Source organism: Brevibacterium sp. CBA3109 (assembly GCF_040256645.1).
GTDB classification, from domain to species: domain Bacteria; phylum Actinomycetota; class Actinomycetes; order Actinomycetales; family Brevibacteriaceae; genus Brevibacterium; species Brevibacterium koreense.
This window is the reverse complement of sequence record NZ_CP158281.1, coordinates 3,226,998-3,245,849: the sequence shown is the minus strand read 5'-3', so window position 1 is coordinate 3,245,849 and position 18,852 is coordinate 3,226,998. Positions and strand designations below refer to the sequence as shown.

Here is an 18,852-nt window from a genome sequence, read left to right as displayed (position 1 = left end):
GAGCTCCACGTGTTTCAACGGAAGGAATCCTATGCCCACCGTCGCAGGAAACATCGTCGATACGCTCGTGGCCAGCGGAGTCAAGCGCGTCTACGGGATCCCGGGAGATTCGCTCAACGGCTTCACCGACGCTCTGCGCGTCAACCCTCAGCTCGACTGGGTCCACGTCCGCCACGAAGAGGCGGCATCCTTCGCCGCCAGCGGCGAGGCCGCACTGACCGGTGAACTCGCCGTCTGCGCAGGCAGCTGCGGACCGGGAAACCTCCACCTCATCAATGGCCTCTACGATGCCCAGCGCTCCCGTGTACCGGTCCTCGCGATCGCCGCCCAGATCCCCAGCGATGAGATCGGTTCGAACTACTTCCAGGAGACCCACCCGACCGAGCTGTTCCGCGAATGCAGCGTCTACGTCGAACACGTGGCGACCGCGGAGCAGATGCCGCGCCTGCTGCGCATTGCGATGCGTGAAGCCGTTGAGAAGCGTGGTGTTGCAGTCCTCGTCATCCCCGGTGACGTCGGACTCACCGACATCTCTGCCGCCGCCGAGGTGGTTCGGTCCTACGCGCCCCGTGTGATCCCCGCCGAATCCCAGCTCGACGCGGCTGCGAAGGCGCTGAACAAGGGCAAGAAGGTCACGATCCTCGCCGGCGCCGGAACGCAAGGCTCCCACGATGAGCTCATCGCCATCGCATCCAAGCTGCAGGCTCCGATCGTGCACTCGCTGCGCGGCAAGGAATTCATCGAATACGACAACCCCTACGACGTGGGGATGACCGGACTGCTCGGGTTCTCCTCGGGATACCATGCCCTCAAGGGCTGCGACACCCTGCTCATGCTGGGCACCGACCTGCCCTACCAGCAGTTCTATCCCGAGGATGCGACAGTCATCCAGGCCGATGTCCGAGGCTCCCAGATCGGTCGCCGGACACGCGTCGACATCGGGCTGGTGGGCACCGTAGCTGACACAGTCGGCGAACTCTTGCCGCTGATCAAGCCGAATCGCAGCAGCACGCACCTGAAGTCGATGACCAAGCACTACGAAAAGACCCGCAAAGACCTCGACGAACTCGCAACTCCGTCGAAGCGGACGATCCACCCGCAGTACCTGACCCGCCTCATCGATGAGATGGCCGACGACGATGCGGTGTTCATCCCGGACGTGGGCTCACCTGTTGTCTGGGCCGCCAGGTATCTGACCATGAACGGCAAGCGTCGGCTGATTGGGTCCTTCAGCCACGGCTCCATGGCCAATGCTCTTTCCCAGAGCGTCGGCGTGCAGTCGGCGTACCCGGATCGTCAGACCATCGCCATGGCCGGAGACGGCGGATTGGCGATGCTGCTGGGCGAGCTCATCACCCTCACGCAGAACAAGCTGCCGGTCAAGGCCGTCGTCTACAACAACTCCTCGCTGAACTTCGTGGAGCTGGAGATGAAGGCCGCCGGCTTCGTCACCTTCGGTACGGAGCTGTCGAATCCCGACTTCTCCACCATCGCCGAGGCGGTCGGCATCAAGGGCTTCCGCGTCGAGAAGTCGAAGGATCTGCCGAAGGTCGTGCGTGAATTCCTCGCCTACGACGGTGCCGCGGTGCTCGACGTGGTCACCGAACGGCAGGAGCTGTCAATGCCGCCGACGATCACCGCGGAACAGGCCAAGGGCTTCGCCCTCTACGCCGTTCGCACGGTGCTCTCCGGCAAGGGCGACGAACTCATCGACCTAGCCCAGGCAAACATCCGCCAGCTGTTCTGAGGCTCAGAGTTCGCTGCAGGGTAGTCGCCTGACGGCGAACTGCAACGCAGAACAGACCCGTCGCCGGTAGAGCAGTTGTCTAGCCGGCGACGGGTCTGTCGTCGTACATGGGGTATTTGCCGACCTTTGGCGATCAGCAAGTTTCTTCGTCTACTTCACAGCGGACTCGCCCAACACCGCCTTAAACCGGACGAGCAATTATGGCACCCGTGATGCTGGGTATTCTGCGGCCGCGTTGACTATTTGTGGTGTCAGGTCTTCTTCGGGGACGATGCTGGCGAGTTCCCAGCGCCGATGAACAGGACAACGTTGAAGTCGATAGGCTCCGAGCCGGATAGCCTTGAACGACATCATGGGCACCCATCGCGACTCGTAGTAGGCGCCACGTGTGCATCTGACAATTTCATCACTCATAGCCATAGTGCCAAGGTACCGAGTGGGCGTTGGCAGCGCATCAGTCTGAAGGATGAATTTCGGCTCCCTCTGCGAGCTGAAATTTGAGGTTCCTTCATTGTTCACACGATCGGGTAGTCCGCCAGAGCCTGCGCGGTGACCAGTGCAGCGGTCATGGCTTCGTGGCCTTTGTCTTCCTGCGAGCCCTCGAGCCCGGCACGGTCGAGTCCCTGCTCCTCGGTGTCGCAGGTCAGCACCCCGAAACCGACCGGTTTGCACGAGTCGATGGCGACGCGGTTGAGGCCGTCAGTGGCAGCCTGGCAGACATAGTCGAAGTGCGGAGTGCCGCCACGGACGACGACGCCGAGTGCGACGACCGCGTCGAAGTGCGGAGCCAGACGTGCCGCAGCCATCGGCAATTCGAAGCTTCCCGGGACTCGAATCAGGGTGGCCTCGGCCCCGGCTTCGGTGGCTGCCCGCTGGGCTCCGTCGACCAGACCGTCCATGATCTGTGTGTGCCAGGATGCTGCAACGATGGCGACTCGAGTATCGGCCGCGGAGACGGTGAGCTCGGGTGCTCCGGAGTGTGCCATGGGTGGATCCTTTCGTAGCGGCCGTGGTGGCCGGCCCAGTCAGTGGTGAGGAGTTCGTGTGAGTGAAGCTGCTGCTCAGCAGTGGTGCTTCTCAGTGATGGACGCCCAGGCCGTGGAGCTTCCGACCACAGAGGGCAGGGTCAGCGTGTGGTGCATGCGTTCGCGCTTGGTGTTCAGGTAGTTCGAGTTCTCCGGCCGTGCGGGGATCTCGAGCGGAACCACAGCCTCGATCGTGATTCCCAGCGCTTCGAGCGCCCGGGTCTTGTCCGGGTTGTTCGTCAGCAGGCGGATGCGGGTCAGGCCGATCGAGCGCAGGATCTCCGCGGTTGCGTGGTAGTCACGGTCATCGTCGTGGAAGCCGAGCTCACGGTTGGCGTCGACCGTGTCCAGGCCCCGATCCTGCAGCGCATACGCGCGGAGTTTGTTGCCTAGCCCGATTCCGCGGCCCTCGTGGCCGGTCATGTAGATCACGGCCCCGCTTTCCTCGGAGATTCGCTGCATCGCCAGATCCAGCTGTTCTCCGCAGTCACATCGGTGAGACCCGAAGACGTCCCCGGTCAGGCACTCCGAATGCACCCGAACCAGAGGAGCGGGCCCCCGCAGCGAAGACTCCTGAGCTGTCGACTCATCGACAACGGCGGCAGAGTCCACTCCGGAGAACACGCCGAGGTGGTCGTGACCGTCGATCGTGAACGCGCGGGCTCTGAAGCTCCCGTGCTTCGTCGGCAGCGGCACCTCCGTCGAGGAATCGATCGCAGGCGGGTTCGCACCCGACTCATGCGTCGAGCTGTGAGCAGTCGAGCTGTGAGCCCTCGATTCGACATCCGAGCTGAGCGCGGCGCTCACAGTGCCTTCGCGTTCTGATTCGTTCAGGTAATCGACGAGTTCTTCGATCGAGACCATCACGAGTGTGTGGGCATCGGCGAACTCACGGAGGGCGTCGAAGCGCATCATCGAGCCGTCGTCGTGGACGACCTCGCCGATCATCGCCACAGGAGTGGCGCCTGCCAGACGCGCGAACTCGACTCCAGCTTCCGTGTGGCCGGGGCGTTCACGGACTCCACCGGATTTGGCGATGAGCGGGAACACGTGTCCGGGGCGCGTGATCGATGCCGGATCGGGAACTGCGGCGGCAAGGTGGCGTCCGGTCAGGGCCCGCTCGGCGGCACTGATTCCTGTGGTCACGCCGACTGCGTCGCAGCTGATCGTGTAGGCGGTTCCCTTCGGGTCTTCGTTGGCGGTGACCATGGGCGGCAGATCGAGCGCAGCGGCACGCTCAGCATCCATGGGTGCACAGATGACACCAGAGGTGTAGCGGACGAAGAAGCCCATGGTCGCAGCCTCGGCGAACTCCGCGGCCATGATGAGGTCGCCTTCGTTCTCGCGGTCCTCGTCATCGACGACGACGATGGGCCGGCCCGCAGCGAAGGCGGCGATTGCTTCGTGGATCGGGTCCAGCCGTGCGTGTGCCTGAACTCGATCGTGCCCAGCGCTCAGCGGAGTCGGGTTGGGCCGCGCGCCTGTCGGGGTGGTCTCAGTCATGGTCGGCTCCTTGCCGGGTGCTGGTGGTTGAGTTGAAGATGACGGTCGTATCTGGGGCGGCACCGAATGACAGCAGGCGGGCGGTGTACTTCGCGAGCACGTCCACCTCGACGTTGACCGGATCGCCGGGGGCCAGCTCGCCGAACGTGGTGTGGGTCAGTGTGGCAGGGATGAGTCCGACCTCGACCCAGGCGTTTTCCGCAGAGGGTTCGGACACCGCAGTCAGCGTCAGCGAGACACCGTTGAGGGCGATGGAACCTTTGCTGGCGGTATAGGGAGCGAGAGGACTCGGGATTGCGATCCGCAGCGTCGACCACTCGTTGTGGTCGTCTCGGCTCAGCAGCTCCCCGCAACCGTCGACATGTCCCTGCACCACATGACCGTCGAAGCGCCCCGCGGCGGGCGTGCATCTCTCCAGGTTGACCTGGTCCCCGGGGCGCAAGGCTCCCAGCCCGGTCAGACGCAGGGTCTCACCCATCACCTCGGCGGTGAAGGGGCCGGGCACTTCCGCGGTGAAGCTGCCAGACGACTCCGCGACAAAGGGGCCAGGCGACTCGGCAGTCGCGCTGCCTGGAGGCGAGGCATCGCCGGTTCTGACCGAGGTCAGGCACACCCCGTTGACGGCCAGTGAGCCGCCGAGACCGAGGTCGTCGACGAGGCCCTTGGCGTCGATGGTGATGACAGCAGAATCGTCCAAGTGGTCGATGGCCGCGACGGTGCCGAGCTCTTCGATGATGCCGGTGAACATGTGCCCTCCGAGTGAGTGTGCGAACAGTGAGTTGATGGTGTCTCAGATGGTGTAGTTGTCAGTGCCGTCAGTGCCGTCAGTGCCGTCAGTGCCGTCAGTGCCGCCGACGCTGGCGCTGCCAGTGATGAAGTGCAGCAGCACATCGGGTCCAAGCCGCTCCACTGCAGGTTCGGCCGTCTCGTCGGGAACCAGGCTGACGGCCTCGCTCAGCGTCGAAGTGCTCATGCCCGAGAGACTGGACTTCCCCGGCCCGATCAGCAGGGGCGCCTGATAGCAGAAGACTTCGTCGACTGCGCCGGCGGCGAAGAAGGCGCCAAGTACGCTGGGGCCGCCCTCGATGAGGATGTGCCGCATACCGTGAGCATGCAGTTCGCCCAGTGCCGCCGTGATGTCGCGTGTGCGCAGGTGAACCGTGTCAGGGTTGAGCGCGAGGAAGGATTCCGGTGGCAGGGGCGTCAGCCCGAGCACGATGGGCACCGGCTGTGAATCCAGCGGTTCACCGCCTGGGCCTCTGGCATTGAGCCGCGGGTCATCGGTGAGGACGGTTCCGGTGCCGACGAGGATCCCGTCGACCCGGGACCGGAACTGATGCGCATGCTCCCTCGACTCCGCCGAGGTGATCCATTGGCTGGTTCCGTCGGAGGCTGCGACCATGCCGTCAAGACTCTGCGCGATCTTTGCCGTGACGAACGGACGCTCGGCGTCGACGGCGTCCCGCCACCGGGCGTTGAGAGCCAGCGACTCGTCGCGGCCCAGGCCGGAGCGGACCCGGACCCCCGCCTCGGCGAGGGTGGCTTCACCGCCGGCAGCGACATCGTTCGAATCCGGCAGAGCGAAGACGACATCGGGGATCCCGGCAGCGATGATCGCCTGGGCGCACGGCCCGGTCCGGCCGGTGTGGTTGCACGGCTCCAGGGTCACGAACAGGGTGGTTTCGGTGAGGTCGACGCCGAGGTCGATGGCTGTGGTGATGGCGTCCACCTCGGCGTGGGGACTGCCCACTCCTGCATGATGGCCGACGACGATCTGCGAGTCCCTCGTCAGGATCGAGGCTCCCACCAGCGGATTTGCTCCTCGGTGGCCGTTTCGCGCAGCCTGCAGAGCCGCGGACATCGCTGTCGTTTCGAGATTGGTGAACCCCGCCTGCATGAAAAAACCTCCCGGCCGATGCCGGGAGGGAGGATATTGCGGGTGCAACTATCAAAAGCGCGCGAGCGTGTGCGACAGCGCATTGGGATGCACCGAACCACAGCGACCGCGGTCGCCATGCTCCTCCCATCCAGACTCTTACTGTCGGTCTCGGAATTTCACCGAGTCAACCACCTGCACGAATGCAGACAGCTCGCGGACTGTCACCGCCGGTACGGATTTTCACCGTCCCCGGAACATGTGACCACAGATTAGCACGCCTCTCGCCGAGGCGCCCATGACATCCATCACACGAGAGCAGCAGGCGCCCTGTCGCCCTACCGCCATGGGCGGTCTCACGAGCGGTGGCAGCTCTGATGGCGGGATGTAAGCCTTGCAATATTGCATAACTAAGGTATATAACTGAGTTATGGATGATGTTGATTCGGCGGAGCTTGTCACTGGTCTTGTCGTCGTCTCCTCGCGCCTGACCAGGGCACTGAGGAGAGTCGTCGGCAACGAAGGCGAACTTGTCACGCTGCGTGCACTCGGCGTTGTCGAGCAGTACCAGCCTGTTCGAGTAGGCCATTTTGCGCAGGGGTATCTGTGCTCTCAGCCGGCGGCGACGAAGGTCCTGGCCCGCCTCGAGGAGGCAGGCTACGTTCTGCGTGAAGCCAGCCTCAGTGACAGAAGGGCGTCACAGTTCTCGCTGACCGACGCCGGTCGCGCAAGGTTGGCCGAGAATCGCACCGTTCTGGCCGAACGGATGGAGCCCTACTTCGAGGCTCTGACTCCCGACGACAGACTCAGTGTCCATCGGGCGCTGGGGCTGGTCTCGCAGTATCTGCAGGAGCAGCATCCCGTGGATGCCGATGAGGTCCAGCAGGACGAGGCGCAGTCCGGCTGATGACGCCCCGCCTCGGCGGCAATCACATCGAGCTGACGATCACATCAGACCAACGACCACAAATCACCACAGATCGACGAAAGGGTGCGCAGGAACAGCAATGAGCGTCTCACCAGGTAATGAAGCACAGATGAAGGATGACGAGGGCGCGGAGGCATCTATTCTGCGTCAACCACGAGCAGTATGGGCAGTTGCGTTTGCCGCGGTCATCGCGTTCATGGGCATCGGACTGGTTGACCCGATCCTGCCCGCAATCTCCGCCGAACTCCACGCATCGCCGTCGCAGTCGATGCTGCTGTTCACCAGCTACCTGTTCATCACCGGTGGCATGATGTTCTTCACCAGCTTCGTCTCCTCCCGGATCGGCGCGAAGACCACGCTGCTCATCGGCCTCATCCTCATCGTCGCCTTCTCCGCCTTGGCAGGCTTCTCCAGCAGCGTCGACCAGATCATCGGCTTCCGTGCCGGCTGGGGGCTGGGCAACGCACTCTTCATCTCCACTGCGCTCTCGACCATTGTCGGTGCGGCTTCCGGCGGTGCCGAGAAGGCAATCATCCTCTACGAGGCCGCCCTGGGCATCGGCATCGCGACCGGTCCGCTGTTGGGCGGCCTGCTGGGAGGGATCTCCTGGCGCGGACCGTTCTTCGGCACCGCCGTCCTCATGGCCATCGGCTTCATTGCCATCGTGATCCTCCTGCCGGGTGGGAAGTCCGGCGTCGGTGGCCTCACAGGTTCGACCGAACCGATCAAGCTCAGTGCCACCTTCCGGGCCCTCGCACGCCCCGGTGTCCTCGTGCTCGGCATCGCCGCGCTGCTGTACAACTTCGGCTTCTTCATTCTGCTGGCCTACAGTCCCTTCCCTGTCGAAGCGGCTGCAGCGAAGGCCGGTATCGAAGACTTCGGGGCCATGGGTCTCGGCTACGTGTTCTTCGGCTGGGGAATGTGTGTGGCCATCACCTCTGTCTTCGGCGCACCTCTGCTGACCAAGCGTCTGGGCCGTCGCCGCAGCCTCGTCGTCGCATTGATCGCACTCGCCGCACTTCTGGCAGTGATGGGATTCCTCGTCGAATCCTTCGTCGGCATCATCGTCAGTGTGATCGTGGCCGGACTGATCCTGGGTGTCCTCAACACCGTCTTCACCGAATCAGCGATGGAGGTCAGCGACCTGCCTCGCCCCGTAGCCTCGGGGACCTACTCAGGCGTGCGCTTCATCGGCGGCGCCATGGCTCCCATCGTGGCCGGAGCTGTCTCCGAGTCGATCAGCACCGGCGCACCCTACTTCTTCGGCGCCGGCGTGGTGCTCCTGTCCGTCGTGGTCATTGTGATCGGATGGAAGGCCCTGCGTCGGGTCGACGGTCACATCGACGAAGCTCCTGTCGACGAGGCGTATGCCCTGACTGGGGGCGATGCCTGAGCTGAGTACACCGAAGGCGCCCGAGAAGCTTGGACTTCTCGGGCGCCTTTCGCGTTGTGAATCGGTTCTCGCAGGTAGTTGGTTCAGTTCCGCAGACGACGGCGTGCGCCACGCGCCATCATCAGAATCAGCACAATCGAACCCGCCATCCACCACGGGCTCGTCAGCGATCCGAGAACGATGGCCGCGACAGCGACCGGCCCGTACGCCACCGCATCAAACTGCCAGGCGAGGATCATCAGGACCGAGAAGTCTCCCACCGGCGTCGGAATCGGAGTCGTCAGCTGCGGCGGCAGCGGTCCTTTGGTGACGGCGTGGATCCGTGCCATTGCGATCTGGATCAGCCCCAGGACGGTGGCCCCGCCGAGGGTGGGGCCAAGGTACCCGATACCGCCGTTGACGAGACTTCCCAGGATCAGGCCCAGCGGCAGTCCGATGATCAGTATGAGCAGGATGTACGCGGCGCCGGTTCGAGCCAGCATTGCACCCGCACTCAGTCGGAAGACCGCCACCGAGCCGGCGGTCTCGGCAGCGAATTCGAGGCCCTCGGTGAATGCTCCGAAGCCTGCATAGATGAGCGAGAATGCTACGGCGAGGGCGGCACCGCTGATCACGAGGCCAGCCTGGGAAGTGTCGGTCATCCTGTCCAGTGAGATTCCGTATTCGAGGAGCAGGGCCCCGAGGGCAACGAGTAGGACGCCAAGACTCGCTCGGCGCGGGGTCCTCCAAGCAGAGAGCCACAATCCCCAGGGGGTTCGGGGAATCGCTGAAGCGAACCTTCGTGGGAGCACCCACGTCCTTCGTCCCGCGCTGGCAGCAAGCCGGTATTCACGGCTCGCCGCACTCCAGTCACCGGTCTTCGTCAAGGTGGAAGACGCCTCGGCGAGGATGGAATGTTTGAACACTGTCTCTGTGCGCAGACGCCCGAGGCAGAACGGAATCAGCCACGGTGCCGAGAGCGCGAGCAGTCCGACCTCGAGGATGACGACGACGGAGAAAACGTCATAGGTGATCGCGAGGATGCTCGTGGCACCAAGGGTTGCTGTGCACCACACAGTGAGGTAGGCGACCTTGGTCTGACCGAGCAGGCGAGCGTTGGCACACGCCATGCCCAGCAGCAGGCCTCCGAAGCTCGTGCACACAACGGTGTCGGTTGGCCAGTTCAGCGCAATGGAACCGGCGACGCCGACGAGCAGGCCGACAATGCCGAGGGTCAGCGTCGCCGCGATGAAGGATCTCAAGGCGATCGCGCCGAGCGACTTCCATCGCGGCTGCGGCGACTGCAGGCGAACCACAGCTTCGAAGAGGCCTGGTGCGATGGGGCCGCGGATCTCGCCGATGGCTATGGCGAAGAGCGCACAGAGACCGGCCGTGTATGACCAGTTCAGTGGCTGTGCAGTGCTCAGAGCGGAGACGACGAGCGGGTGTTGGAGCACGACGACCAGAACGTTGACGAGCACAGGTGTCAGAAAGACTGCGAGCAGCACCATGACGTAGACGGCCATCGTCGTCGACCCGAAGGCTCGCCCGATGCCTGCATGGCGTGCTCGGACGAATGCCCCCGCACTGCTGCCACTCACGAGGGCTCGGGCTCGTCCTGGGGATCATCGGCGGCAGACTTCTCGACGATGTCGATTTGATCGGATACCTGAGTCGCGTCCGCCCCGCGGTGTGCAAGGTGAAGATGGTCGTCGCCGAGGCGGTCGATGACTCGCGGTGAGTGGCTGGCGAGCACGAGCGTGGTGCCGTTCTCCGCACGTTTTTCGAGGACAGCGATGAGCAGATCGAGGCGAGTCGAGTCGAGGCGCTGCTCGGGCTCGTCGAGGATGAGCATCCGCGCGGGACGAACGAGAACCATAGCCAGCTGCATGAGTTGAGTCTGGCCCGAGGAGAGTTCATGGCCGAACCGGTCGGCCAGAAAGTCGATCTCGAGTTCCTCGAGCTGGTGCAGTGCTGCTGTCTGCGGCACGGCCAGTGACCAGCTCATTGCGATGGCTTGGAGATGTTCTGCAACGGTTAGCTCACGGCTGATGGGGGCCCGGCCGATCAGCCCGGTGACGGCTGCGCGGAAATCCGGTCGCCTGTCGTCGGGTGTCTGGCCGCAGACGCTCACCGTTCCCTGTGTCGGTGCCAGGAGGCCGGTGAGGACAGAGAGGAGCGTGGTCTTTCCGCTGCCGTTGTCGCCGCCGATCACCAGGTTGCGGTCCGCAGCCAGTGTGATGTCAGTGGGGGACAGGAGAGCGAACCCACCCGAACTAACGCCCAGACCTTCTGCGTTGATTTCCAAGCCAGGAGCAGCCGAAGTGCGCGACTGTGAGTCTGTCGGGTCGGATCCTGTCGGTCGGGTCATGGGGAGATCCTTCCGTGGTTTGGGCACTCGTCCAGCTTACTAGAATGGCATCCTGCCGCAGTCGAGATCTGACCTGGTCAGCGGTGGTGACGTGCTCGAGCTCGCGTCCGGTCCATTCCACGTTCCAGATCTGGAACACAGCGGATGCACGGTTCAGCGTCCTTTTGTAGCACAATTGATCTCGCACTTCCTGTGCAGAGACGATATTTTCCCTAACACGAAGGTCACCATGTCCTACGACGCGAACAACGCATATCCCGCAGGCCCCGGTGCCACCGGTCCAGGTGCCATGGGCCCTGGCGCTCAGATCCGCGGGGCCGCCAGCCCCGACGATCTCTCCCTTCCGCTCTACGGCGCATCCTTCGGCCAGGCCGTCAAGCGCTTCTTCAAGAAGTACGCCACATTCTCCGGCCGCGCATCGCGCAGCGAGTTCTGGTGGATGGCACTGTTCACTTTCCTGGTTCAGCTCATTCCAATGGTGCTGATCATTGTCGGTGTGGCAATGTCGGCAGGTTCTGCGGCAGCAGTCGATCCATATGACCCGGCTGCTGCGCAGGCGGCGACTTCAGGGCCAGGCATGGTGATTGGACTGATCGGCTATGGCCTCAGCGGCCTCATCGGTCTCGCCATGATCATCCCGAACCTGGCGATCATTTGGCGTCGTCTGCATGATGCGAACTTTGCCGGGCCGTTCTTCTTCCTCATCTTCATCCCCGGAGTCGGCGGGCTGATCTTGTTCGTCCTGGAGCTCCTGCCTTCCAAGCCTGAGGGCCAGCGCTTCGACGTGTGATCGTCTGAGCCTTCTCGCTTGAGGGGGACTCCAATCGCGGGGGTCTGGTCGCAGGGCTTGCCGCTCGAGCAGGCTTGAAGCTGCCGCATGCACACCCTGCATGCGGCAGCTTTTTCAATGCGGTGACGCCGATCGTTGCGTCGCCAACTCATACGCTCAGGGCCGTTCGACACCGCTGCTGCCAACTTATGCAGTTCGTTCCGCAAGAGGCCCCGTCCGCTCCAATCCCTACCGTTGCAGCTGTAGGGGGTGGAGCTGACTGGACGTGATGCTGCCCGCAGCCGCGCTCAGCTCCCCGCCACCAATCTCAACTTGCCTTAGCGTCAGACGAAGTCCGTGCGTTCGTCGACCGCACGAACGACCACACCATTGCGCAGAAGACGATGGCCCAGACGGTCAATCCGATCCAGTACCACTGAGCGCCGATCCACGAGATGATCGGCATCTGGTCGACCTGCCCCACGCTTGTGCTCGCCACGGAGTACATTCCGAGCGGAAAGACCATGCTCCACAGCCCGGCCGAGTATCCCAAGGGAATGCGGTGGCGCACGTGCCTCCAGATACCGGCGATGACGAGAGCAGGGATGAGCCAGGTCGAGATCGACCACAGGATCGCCGAGGCGCCCGCGATGATGACGGTCGTGGCTGCGAAGATCGGGGAGGTGCCTCCTTCGAGGATCTTCGATCCCGCGACGACTGAGATGGCCAGCGCGCCCATCATCACCCAGTACGGAGCGTCGAGGTCCTCGGGGCCGATCCGGTGGAGCAGTGCCCTCACGCCCACGAAGACAGCGCAGGCGAGGTACATGCCGACGCCGACGCTCCAGGCGATGACGGCGATGACTGCGAGCACGGCGCCGAAGTTCGCGTCGGCGGCGGGGGCGGGAAGTTCAGCCATGAGCCCGGACGCAGCGACCGCAACGGACTGAGCCGCCACCACGCAGACGAACCAGGTTCCATTGACCTGCGTGAGTATGGGTGACGTCGACGAGCCGAGGATGGCCGAGAAGGGAATGAGGTAGCCAAGAATCAGCCAGGCCAGGAGGCCGAGGCTGAAGAACGCGAGGGCGATGCGGAAGTGAGACTGCCCCTCCAATGCGGTCGCGAGCACGTTCGTCGCTGCGACGAACGTGAAGTAGCCGAAGGCCTTCGACGGATTGTGGAGATCGCCGCGCAGCTCAGCGGTGTGTGAACAGGCGCGCCAGATGACGAGCACTACGAAAAAGACATAGAGGACCACAGCCAGCCAGAATAGAACGGTCGAGAGCGCTGTCAGCCCCTTGAGGTGAGCACCGATCGACATGATGCCGGTGGCCATGACGGAGGCGAAGCATCCGGGGGTGACAGTGGCCGGGCTCAGCCCCCACGTGCTCTGCAGGTATGTCAGGCTCGTCTGTTCATTGCTCATTGCTCTATGATCTATTATCTGCAATTTGTGGGATTACAGACATTTGCGGCGTTTTCGAGCGCATATTCAGCTTCGATCACTATAGTTACCTATGGGTAACTTGACATGCGTCAGACGGAGCGCCTGCGACAGGGTCCATGTGGCGTAATGTGCTGGGAAGTGGAGCGCGTCAGACTCGCGTTCCCGACGTCATTGGCCAGCACGATCGGTCGACACAGTCGCACACAGTGGGAGCAACAGGAATGCAGAGCAATTCACAGACGCTCACCGACGAGACAGAACAAGCGGTGAGCCTAGTCAGCCTCCGGGATTGGGGGATGTCGGGCAAGCAGGGAGACGTGTTCTCCGGAATCGACCTCGACGTACCCCTGGGTTCGATCGCGATCATCCAGGGCGCGGCCGGAGCCGGCAAGACATCCCTGCTCCTCTCAATCGCGGGCCGCATGCGAGTGACCTCCGGTGAGGGCCACGTTGGCGAACTCGATATCCGGAAACAGACCCGTCGCGTTCGCGGGCAGGTCAGCGTCGGTCATGTCGCCGGGCTCACCGACCTCGAGGACGATTTCACCCTCGCCCAGCACATTGCCGAACGGCTGATCATGCTTCAGCCCTGGTACAAGCCATGGGTGTCGAAGTCCTCCCTGCGCGAGGTCATCGACGTCATTCGCAACACCTTCGAATCCGCCACCGAGGTCATCGACCGCCTGCCTGCTGGGACATTTTCGACGGCGGATGCCAAAGATGCTGATTTCCTCATCGATGACGAAGGGAAGACCTTCGTCTCCGAACTCAGCGGGCTGCAGAAGTTCCTCCTCGAGCTCAGTCTGGCCAGCATCGCTCAGGCACCGGTCGTCGTGCTCGACAACATCGACTATCTGCGCGAGCGGCAGGATCGCGCCCGCGCCTGGGCAGCAATCCTGATCTACCAGGAACTGCGCCGGACACGCGACCCCGAGTGTCCGCTCACAGTGATCGTCTCCTGTGAGGACTCCTCCGACGTCGACCTCGTCATGGATGCACTGCGCTCAGAGGTCTCGCCCACCTCGGTGAGCGAATTGCTCCTCACTCAGCACCCCCGCCACTGAGCGGCCCAGCCCATCCCCGCAAGCTTTTCGAATCTGATCCGATAATAAGGTGTTTCTGCGATGTTCTCTCTGCCTTGGCTCGAACTCTCTCGCTTCAAACGACACACGATCACTCGCCTGGCGATCATCGTCGTTGCCGTCATCCCCGCGATCTACGGCGGTCTGTACCTGGCCTCGAACTGGGCGCCGACCGATAACCTCGACAAACTCCAGGCCGCCGTGGTCAACACTGACGAAGGCGCGAAGAAGCCCAGCTCGGACGGCGAGAAGCTTCACGCAGGTGATGAGCTCGTTGACCAGATCACCCCCGAAGGTGAAGGCGGATTCGATTGGCAGGAGACGTCGCTGAAGGAGGCCAACGACGGCCTTGCCGAAGGCAAGTACTTCGCGGTCCTCGAGATTCCCTCGAACTTCTCCGAGCGACTCGTCTCGACGGGAGGGGACGATCCCGAGCAGGCAGGACTGAACCTGCGCACCGACGATGCGCACAACTACATCGTGGGACAGATGGCAGGAACCATCCTCAACGAGATCAAATCAGGGTTGAACGAGACCACCACGTCCGAATACGTCTCCGAGGTCTACCTCGGCTTCAACGACATCCACTCCTCGACAGAGAAAGCCGTCGACGGTGCAACCCAGCTCAACGACGGTGCAGTCGATCTCCACGACGGAACGGGCGAACTCTCCGACGGAGCACATACCCTCGACAAGGGAGTCGGCAAGCTGCAGACCGGCATCGGTGACCTCGACGACGGAGCCGGAAAGCTCAAGAAGGGCAGCGGCGACCTGAAGACCGGCGCAGATACGCTGGCCAGGAGCACCACCGAGGCGAAGAACGGCGCGAAGAAGTTGTCGACCGGAGCCGGACAGGTGGCCGATGGAACTTCGCAGCTGCGTGACACGGCGGATGAGACCACGGACAAGGCAGAGGACCTGCGGGATCGCGCCGGCGACCTCGTCGAAGGAGCACGACCCAAGCTGAACCAGGCGGAGGACGACTTCGACTCGGCGCGGAAGACGGTGCGCGGCGACGTGGATGACCGAGTTGCACAGCTGCGCGAAGATTACCCCGACGATCCGAACGTGGCGAAACTCGCCGACGACATGGACAACCTCGGCGGAGATCTCGACAAGGCCCACGAACGGGCGTCGAAGGCAGCAGATGAGGCTAAGGATCTCGAGGATCCGGTCAAGGATGCCGTTGATGACGTCATGGGCAAGATCAGGGACGCCGACAAGAAGATCGGCAAACTCGACGACGGTGCACAGAAGGTGGCCACCGGAGCCGACGACCTGCATTCGGGACTCATCAAACTCGACACCGGTGCGGGCGACTTGGCCAAGGGCGCCGGAGACCTCAACGACGGCGTCATCTCGCTCAAGGACGGCACCGAGAAGGCGAAGACTGGTGTTGCGGATCTCAAGGACGGATCCTCGCAGCTCGCGGACGGCTCCGATGAACTCGACAAGGGCGCGAAGAAGCTCGTCGACGGCTCGGGGGAGCTCGCGGACAAGCTCGCCGAGGGGCTCAAGCAGATCCCGACCTATGACAAATCCGACCGCGAGAATCGCTCGGACGTCGTCGCGTTGCCCGTCGATGCCGAGAAGCACAAGGACAACGCCGTGGATGCCTACGGGGAGGGCTTGGCCGCGTTCTTCATCTCTCTCGCCCTGTGGATCGGCGGCATGATCACCTATATGGTCATCAATGCGATCCCCTACCGTGCACTGATGTCATCAGCGAAGTCATCCCGAATCGCCTGGGCTGGTTACGTGCCCGGCATCCTGTTCGGAATAGCCCAAGTGGCGGTGCTCTATGGAGTGCTCACCTTCGCCCTCGACTTCTCCGCCGGCGCCTGGGTGTGGACCCTGCTGTTCTCGATCCTTGTGGCAGCCAGCTTCCATGCGGTCCACCAGCTCTGCGTCGCGGCCTTGGGGGGTGTCGGCAGGCTGGTCGCCCTGGTTCTGCTCATGATCCAGATCGCCTCGGCAGGCGGTACCTATCCGGTGCAGACGGCACCTGGCATCTTCCAGATCATCTCGCCGTTCCTGCCGATGACCCACGCGGTCAACGGCCTGCGGACCCTCATCGCCGGTGGGGACATGTTCATCGCCGCACAGGCTGCAGTCGTCCTGCTGCTCATGACTGCGATCGCTTTGGTGGCAACCATGTTCGTCTGCGGCCGGAAGCGGATGGTCACGCTGACCCAGCTGCACCCGAGCCTGTCGCTGTAGCGCTCACCCCTCGCCAAGGCGGCGGTGCGTTAGCGCGCACAGCCACCTCGGTGAGGGGAGACATTCACCCTTCATCGAAATGCCGTAGGTAGCGCTGAGGTTCATGCAGGAAGCGCCTCCAGTGGTCGACCATGTCGAGTCGATCCCATGTGGATTCGCGCAGCCCCCATTCGCCGACCTCGACGAGTTTGGCTCCCTCGGCTCGGGCGAGGACGGGGGAGTGGGTGGCCATGATGGTCTGGCGCCCCGCGCGATCTCGCTGTCGGATGAGCTGCAGCAGCGTCAGCGAGGCAGTGAAGGACAGCGCGCTCTCCGGCTCGTCGAGGACCCATAGTCCCAAGTCCATGAACTTCCCCGACAGCATCTCGATGAACATCTCGCCGTGAGACTGCTGCGAGTAGTGGTGGCCGCGACCCGCGCCGATCTCCATCAGGTAGGACATATTCTCGTGCATGGTCTCGGCGCGGAGGAAGAATGCGCCGCGCTTGGCAGCGGCACCACGCACGATCTGCACGTGCTCGCTCAGTTCGGGCACCTCCTCGGCGTGGTCTCGCACTTCCCATCCCGTACCGCCTCCGTGCGGGAGATCGAGGGCTGTGGCCAGTGCTTCGATGAGCGTTGACTTGCCCGAGCCGTTCTCCCCGACGAAGACGGTTGTGCGCTCGAACTCGAAGCCATCCAGGAAGTCACGGACCGCAGGAAGGTCGCGCAGCCATTGGCTGAGCTCTGGCGGAGAGTGCGCATGCTTGGTCACGGATCGCAGCGGCAGGTCAACACGAGGGTCCATGTGTCCGAATGTAGTCGCCGGCACGGACACGACAATGAGGGGCAACGACTGTGCGGCAACTGGCGAAGATGGCTGACGCGCCGATGATCCCGGCTCGATATAGCCGCTACCCGAACGCGAGCCGGGCCGCCAGGATCACCAGCACGAGCGCGATGATCACGTCGAGAACCTGCCACACCCGCGGCCTGGCGAGGTAGCGAGAGAGACCGCGGGCGCCGTAGCCGATGCCGAGGAACCACGTGAGAGATCCGAACATCGCCCCGATCGTGAACGGCAATGCTCCGCCGGGCCCCTGCTGATTCGCCAGGTTGCCGAGCATGACGACGGTGTCGAGGTAGACCCCGGGGTTGAGGAAGGTCAGCGCCAGAGTCGTTGCGATGATGGATTTCAGGCTGCGCTGATGCGTGTCCGCTTCGAGCCCCGATGCTTCGCGTGCCGAGCGCAGGCTGCCCCACGCGTACCAGAGCAGATAGGCCACCCCCAGCCACCGCAGGATCTCCAGAGCCCAGGGTGCCAGCAGCACGATCGCACCGATGCCCACCGTGCCCGAGCCGATGAGTGCGATGTCGGCCAGGATGCAGATCGTCAGAACCACGCCGAGGTGCTCGCGCCGAATCCCCTGCCGCAGAACGAGCGCGTTCTGTGGCCCGACGGCGATGATGAGCGACCAGCCTGCGAGTGTTCCGCTGATGAGATGAGTGAGCACCCAAGAAGACTATGGTGCGCTCGATGATAAGAAAAACAACAGAATCTTCATGTGATGCACAATGGCTTAATGAACATCGATCATGTCAAAGCCTTGGCTGCTGTTGTCGACGAGGGCACGGTGGAAGGCGGAGCCTTCGTCCTGGGTGTCACGCCATCGGCGACGAGCCAACGCATCCGCACCCTCGAATCCCGCATCGGGCAGGTGCTCATTCGCCGTACGAACCCGATCACCGTCACCGAGGCGGGGGAGGCGGTGCTGAAATATGCGCGGGAGGTCGAGCTCCTCGAGTCCGAAACCATGGATCGACTGCACGGCATCGACATCGACGCGCCCGACGGCATCGGCAAGGACAACGGTGAAGGGCCTGATCAGAGAAGGCGGGTGCCGACGGTGCTGCGCATCGGTGTCAACGCCGATTCGCTCTCGACATGGTTCCGCCCGATCTTCGCCGAGGTAGCCGGCTGGGACGATATCGTCATCCGCATTGAGGTCGCCGACCAGGACGCGGCCCTGCCGCTGCTGACGTCGGGGAGGTGCTGGGCACCATCACCTCGGCGGAGGCTGGCGGCTATGGCACCCAGGTGCAGAAGCTCGGTTCGATGCGCTACGTCGCCGTCGCGACGAAGGGACTGCTTGCGAAGTACGGCGCGGAGGTTTGTGCCGGACCAAGCGCCGAGGTGGACCTTGGGTCCCTGCCCATGGTGAACTTCGGCAAGGACGATGACCTGCAGTTCACTTTCCTCAGGCGCGCCGGCGTCACGACCATTCCGCCGATGTCGGTGGTGCCCAGCTCGTGGGAATTCGCGGCCGCAGTCGAGGCGGGTGTCGGGTGGGGGCTGATCCCCATCATGCAGCTGGGAGATCTCAGCAAGGACCTCGTGCCGCTCTCATCTGAGCCGAACATCGATGTCCCACTCTTTTGCCACCACTGGAATCTCGCTTCGGAGAAGCTCGGCCGTCTCACCGAGGCGCTCCACCGGTCGGCCGTGCAGATGCGGTGATGGTCGGCTGGA

The 18,852-nt window shown here is 63.4% G+C and carries 17 protein-coding genes and 1 riboswitch; of the genes, 8 read left to right on the top strand and 9 right to left on the bottom strand.

The window, feature by feature from the left end; translation table 11 throughout:
• The first annotated feature begins 31 nt into the window (after nt 1-31).
• Nucleotides 32-1,747 (top strand): ubiquinone-dependent pyruvate dehydrogenase, encoded by a 1,716-nt coding sequence (gene poxB / locus AAFP32_RS14870; RefSeq protein WP_350269779.1) that lies wholly within the window; start codon nt 32-34, stop codon nt 1,745-1,747.
• 515 nt (nt 1,748-2,262) lie between these two features.
• On the opposite strand, the gene ribH is transcribed toward poxB, so the two are convergent.
• The 4 genes from ribH to ribD form a co-directional block, all read right to left on the bottom strand.
• Nucleotides 2,263-2,733 carry a 6,7-dimethyl-8-ribityllumazine synthase gene (gene ribH, locus AAFP32_RS14865; protein WP_350269778.1) on the bottom strand — a complete coding sequence of 157 codons (471 nt, stop codon included), beginning with the start codon at nt 2,731-2,733 and terminating at the stop codon, nt 2,263-2,265.
• A gap of 75 nt (nt 2,734-2,808) precedes the next feature.
• Nucleotides 2,809-4,275 carry a 3,4-dihydroxy-2-butanone-4-phosphate synthase gene (ribB, locus tag AAFP32_RS14860; protein ID WP_350269777.1) on the bottom strand — a complete coding sequence of 489 codons (1,467 nt, stop codon included), beginning with the start codon at nt 4,273-4,275 and terminating at the stop codon, nt 2,809-2,811.
• A complete protein-coding gene (locus tag AAFP32_RS14855) occupies nt 4,268-5,023 on the bottom strand; it encodes a riboflavin synthase (protein ID WP_350269776.1) in 756 nt (251 codons plus the stop codon). The genes ribB and AAFP32_RS14855 overlap by 8 nt, the downstream gene beginning before the upstream one ends.
• 42 nt (nt 5,024-5,065) lie before the next feature.
• Nucleotides 5,066-6,136 carry a bifunctional diaminohydroxyphosphoribosylaminopyrimidine deaminase/5-amino-6-(5-phosphoribosylamino)uracil reductase RibD gene (gene ribD, locus AAFP32_RS14850; protein WP_350271508.1) on the bottom strand — a complete coding sequence of 357 codons (1,071 nt, stop codon included), beginning with the start codon at nt 6,134-6,136 and terminating at the stop codon, nt 5,066-5,068.
• A 150-nt stretch (nt 6,137-6,286) separates the two neighbouring features.
• Nucleotides 6,287-6,415: riboswitch (FMN riboswitch) on the bottom strand.
• A gap of 166 nt (nt 6,416-6,581) precedes the next feature.
• Here ribD and AAFP32_RS14845 point away from each other — a divergent pair.
• Both AAFP32_RS14845 and AAFP32_RS14840 read left to right on the top strand, forming a co-directional pair.
• Nucleotides 6,582-7,058 (top strand): MarR family winged helix-turn-helix transcriptional regulator, encoded by a 477-nt coding sequence (locus AAFP32_RS14845; protein WP_350269775.1) that lies wholly within the window; start codon nt 6,582-6,584, stop codon nt 7,056-7,058.
• Nucleotides 7,059-7,158: 100 nt separating this feature from the next.
• Nucleotides 7,159-8,472 (top strand): MFS transporter, encoded by a 1,314-nt coding sequence (locus tag AAFP32_RS14840; protein WP_350269774.1) that lies wholly within the window; start codon nt 7,159-7,161, stop codon nt 8,470-8,472.
• Nucleotides 8,473-8,555: 83 nt separating this feature from the next.
• Here AAFP32_RS14840 and AAFP32_RS14835 read toward each other — a convergent pair whose 3' ends face one another.
• Both AAFP32_RS14835 and AAFP32_RS14830 read right to left on the bottom strand, forming a co-directional pair.
• Nucleotides 8,556-10,052, bottom strand: coding sequence for a hypothetical protein (locus AAFP32_RS14835; protein WP_350269773.1), 1,497 nt, complete (start codon nt 10,050-10,052; stop codon nt 8,556-8,558).
• Nucleotides 10,049-10,822: an ABC transporter ATP-binding protein gene (locus tag AAFP32_RS14830; RefSeq protein WP_350269772.1), complete on the bottom strand. Its 774-nt coding sequence runs from the start codon at nt 10,820-10,822 to the stop codon at nt 10,049-10,051. Before AAFP32_RS14830 ends, AAFP32_RS14835 begins: the two co-directional genes overlap by 4 nt.
• Nucleotides 10,823-11,051: 229 nt before the next feature.
• Between AAFP32_RS14830 and AAFP32_RS14825 the strand changes: the two genes are divergently transcribed.
• Nucleotides 11,052-11,612: a DUF805 domain-containing protein gene (locus tag AAFP32_RS14825; protein WP_350269771.1), complete on the top strand. Its 561-nt coding sequence runs from the start codon at nt 11,052-11,054 to the stop codon at nt 11,610-11,612.
• Nucleotides 11,613-11,919: 307 nt separating this feature from the next.
• On the opposite strand, the gene AAFP32_RS14820 is transcribed toward AAFP32_RS14825, so the two are convergent.
• Nucleotides 11,920-13,020 carry a tellurite resistance/C4-dicarboxylate transporter family protein gene (locus AAFP32_RS14820; RefSeq protein WP_350269770.1) on the bottom strand — a complete coding sequence of 367 codons (1,101 nt, stop codon included), beginning with the start codon at nt 13,018-13,020 and terminating at the stop codon, nt 11,920-11,922.
• A 242-nt stretch (nt 13,021-13,262) separates the two neighbouring features.
• On the opposite strand from AAFP32_RS14820, the gene AAFP32_RS14815 reads away from it, so the two are divergent.
• Together AAFP32_RS14815 and AAFP32_RS14810 are read left to right on the top strand one after the other, a co-directional pair.
• A complete protein-coding gene (locus AAFP32_RS14815) occupies nt 13,263-14,105 on the top strand; it encodes an ATP-binding cassette domain-containing protein (protein ID WP_101620756.1) in 843 nt (280 codons plus the stop codon).
• A gap of 60 nt (nt 14,106-14,165) precedes the next feature.
• Nucleotides 14,166-16,343 (top strand): YhgE/Pip domain-containing protein, encoded by a 2,178-nt coding sequence (locus AAFP32_RS14810; RefSeq protein WP_350269769.1) that lies wholly within the window; start codon nt 14,166-14,168, stop codon nt 16,341-16,343.
• Between the two features lie 64 nt (nt 16,344-16,407).
• Here the strand turns inward: AAFP32_RS14810 and AAFP32_RS14805 are convergent, their stop codons facing one another.
• Both AAFP32_RS14805 and AAFP32_RS14800 read right to left on the bottom strand, forming a co-directional pair.
• Entirely contained in the window at nt 16,408-17,130 is a 723-nt protein-coding gene (locus AAFP32_RS14805) for an AAA family ATPase (protein WP_350269768.1), read from the bottom strand.
• A gap of 106 nt (nt 17,131-17,236) precedes the next feature.
• Nucleotides 17,237-17,836, bottom strand: coding sequence for a LysE/ArgO family amino acid transporter (locus tag AAFP32_RS14800; RefSeq protein WP_350269767.1), 600 nt, complete (start codon nt 17,834-17,836; stop codon nt 17,237-17,239).
• A 69-nt stretch (nt 17,837-17,905) separates the two neighbouring features.
• Between AAFP32_RS14800 and AAFP32_RS14795 the strand changes: the two genes are divergently transcribed.
• Nucleotides 17,906-18,544, top strand: a complete 639-nt coding sequence (locus AAFP32_RS14795) for a LysR family transcriptional regulator (protein WP_350269766.1) — start codon at nt 17,906-17,908, stop codon at nt 18,542-18,544.
• The gene (locus AAFP32_RS14790; RefSeq protein ID WP_350269765.1) at nt 18,538-18,840 is read left to right on the top strand and encodes a hypothetical protein; all 303 of its coding nucleotides are present in this window, start codon (nt 18,538-18,540) and stop codon (nt 18,838-18,840) included. Before AAFP32_RS14795 ends, AAFP32_RS14790 begins: the two co-directional genes overlap by 7 nt.
• Nucleotides 18,841-18,852: the final 12 nt, after the last annotated feature.

What these genes read in the sequence shown, in the direction of transcription:
- AAFP32_RS14815 (WP_101620756.1), top strand. Translation starts at nt 13,263, where the DNA reads ATGCAGAGCAATTCACAGACGCTCACCGACGAGACAGAACAAGCGGTG.
- AAFP32_RS14790 (WP_350269765.1), top strand. Translation starts at nt 18,538, where the DNA reads ATGGTGAACTTCGGCAAGGACGATGACCTGCAGTTCACTTTCCTCAGG.
- poxB (WP_350269779.1), top strand. Translation starts at nt 32, where the DNA reads ATGCCCACCGTCGCAGGAAACATCGTCGATACGCTCGTGGCCAGCGGA.
- AAFP32_RS14825 (WP_350269771.1), top strand. Translation starts at nt 11,052, where the DNA reads ATGTCCTACGACGCGAACAACGCATATCCCGCAGGCCCCGGTGCCACC.
- ribD (WP_350271508.1), bottom strand. Translation starts at nt 6,136, where the DNA reads ATGTCCGCGGCTCTGCAGGCTGCGCGAAACGGCCACCGAGGAGCAAAT.
- AAFP32_RS14855 (WP_350269776.1), bottom strand. Translation starts at nt 5,023, where the DNA reads ATGTTCACCGGCATCATCGAAGAGCTCGGCACCGTCGCGGCCATCGAC.
- ribB (WP_350269777.1), bottom strand. Translation starts at nt 4,275, where the DNA reads ATGACTGAGACCACCCCGACAGGCGCGCGGCCCAACCCGACTCCGCTG.
- AAFP32_RS14840 (WP_350269774.1), top strand. Translation starts at nt 7,159, where the DNA reads ATGAGCGTCTCACCAGGTAATGAAGCACAGATGAAGGATGACGAGGGC.
- AAFP32_RS14845 (WP_350269775.1), top strand. Translation starts at nt 6,582, where the DNA reads ATGGATGATGTTGATTCGGCGGAGCTTGTCACTGGTCTTGTCGTCGTC.
- AAFP32_RS14820 (WP_350269770.1), bottom strand. Translation starts at nt 13,020, where the DNA reads ATGAGCAATGAACAGACGAGCCTGACATACCTGCAGAGCACGTGGGGG.
- ribH (WP_350269778.1), bottom strand. Translation starts at nt 2,733, where the DNA reads ATGGCACACTCCGGAGCACCCGAGCTCACCGTCTCCGCGGCCGATACT.
- AAFP32_RS14830 (WP_350269772.1), bottom strand. Translation starts at nt 10,822, where the DNA reads ATGACCCGACCGACAGGATCCGACCCGACAGACTCACAGTCGCGCACT.
- AAFP32_RS14805 (WP_350269768.1), bottom strand. Translation starts at nt 17,130, where the DNA reads ATGGACCCTCGTGTTGACCTGCCGCTGCGATCCGTGACCAAGCATGCG.
- AAFP32_RS14795 (WP_350269766.1), top strand. Translation starts at nt 17,906, where the DNA reads ATGAACATCGATCATGTCAAAGCCTTGGCTGCTGTTGTCGACGAGGGC.
- AAFP32_RS14810 (WP_350269769.1), top strand. Translation starts at nt 14,166, where the DNA reads ATGTTCTCTCTGCCTTGGCTCGAACTCTCTCGCTTCAAACGACACACG.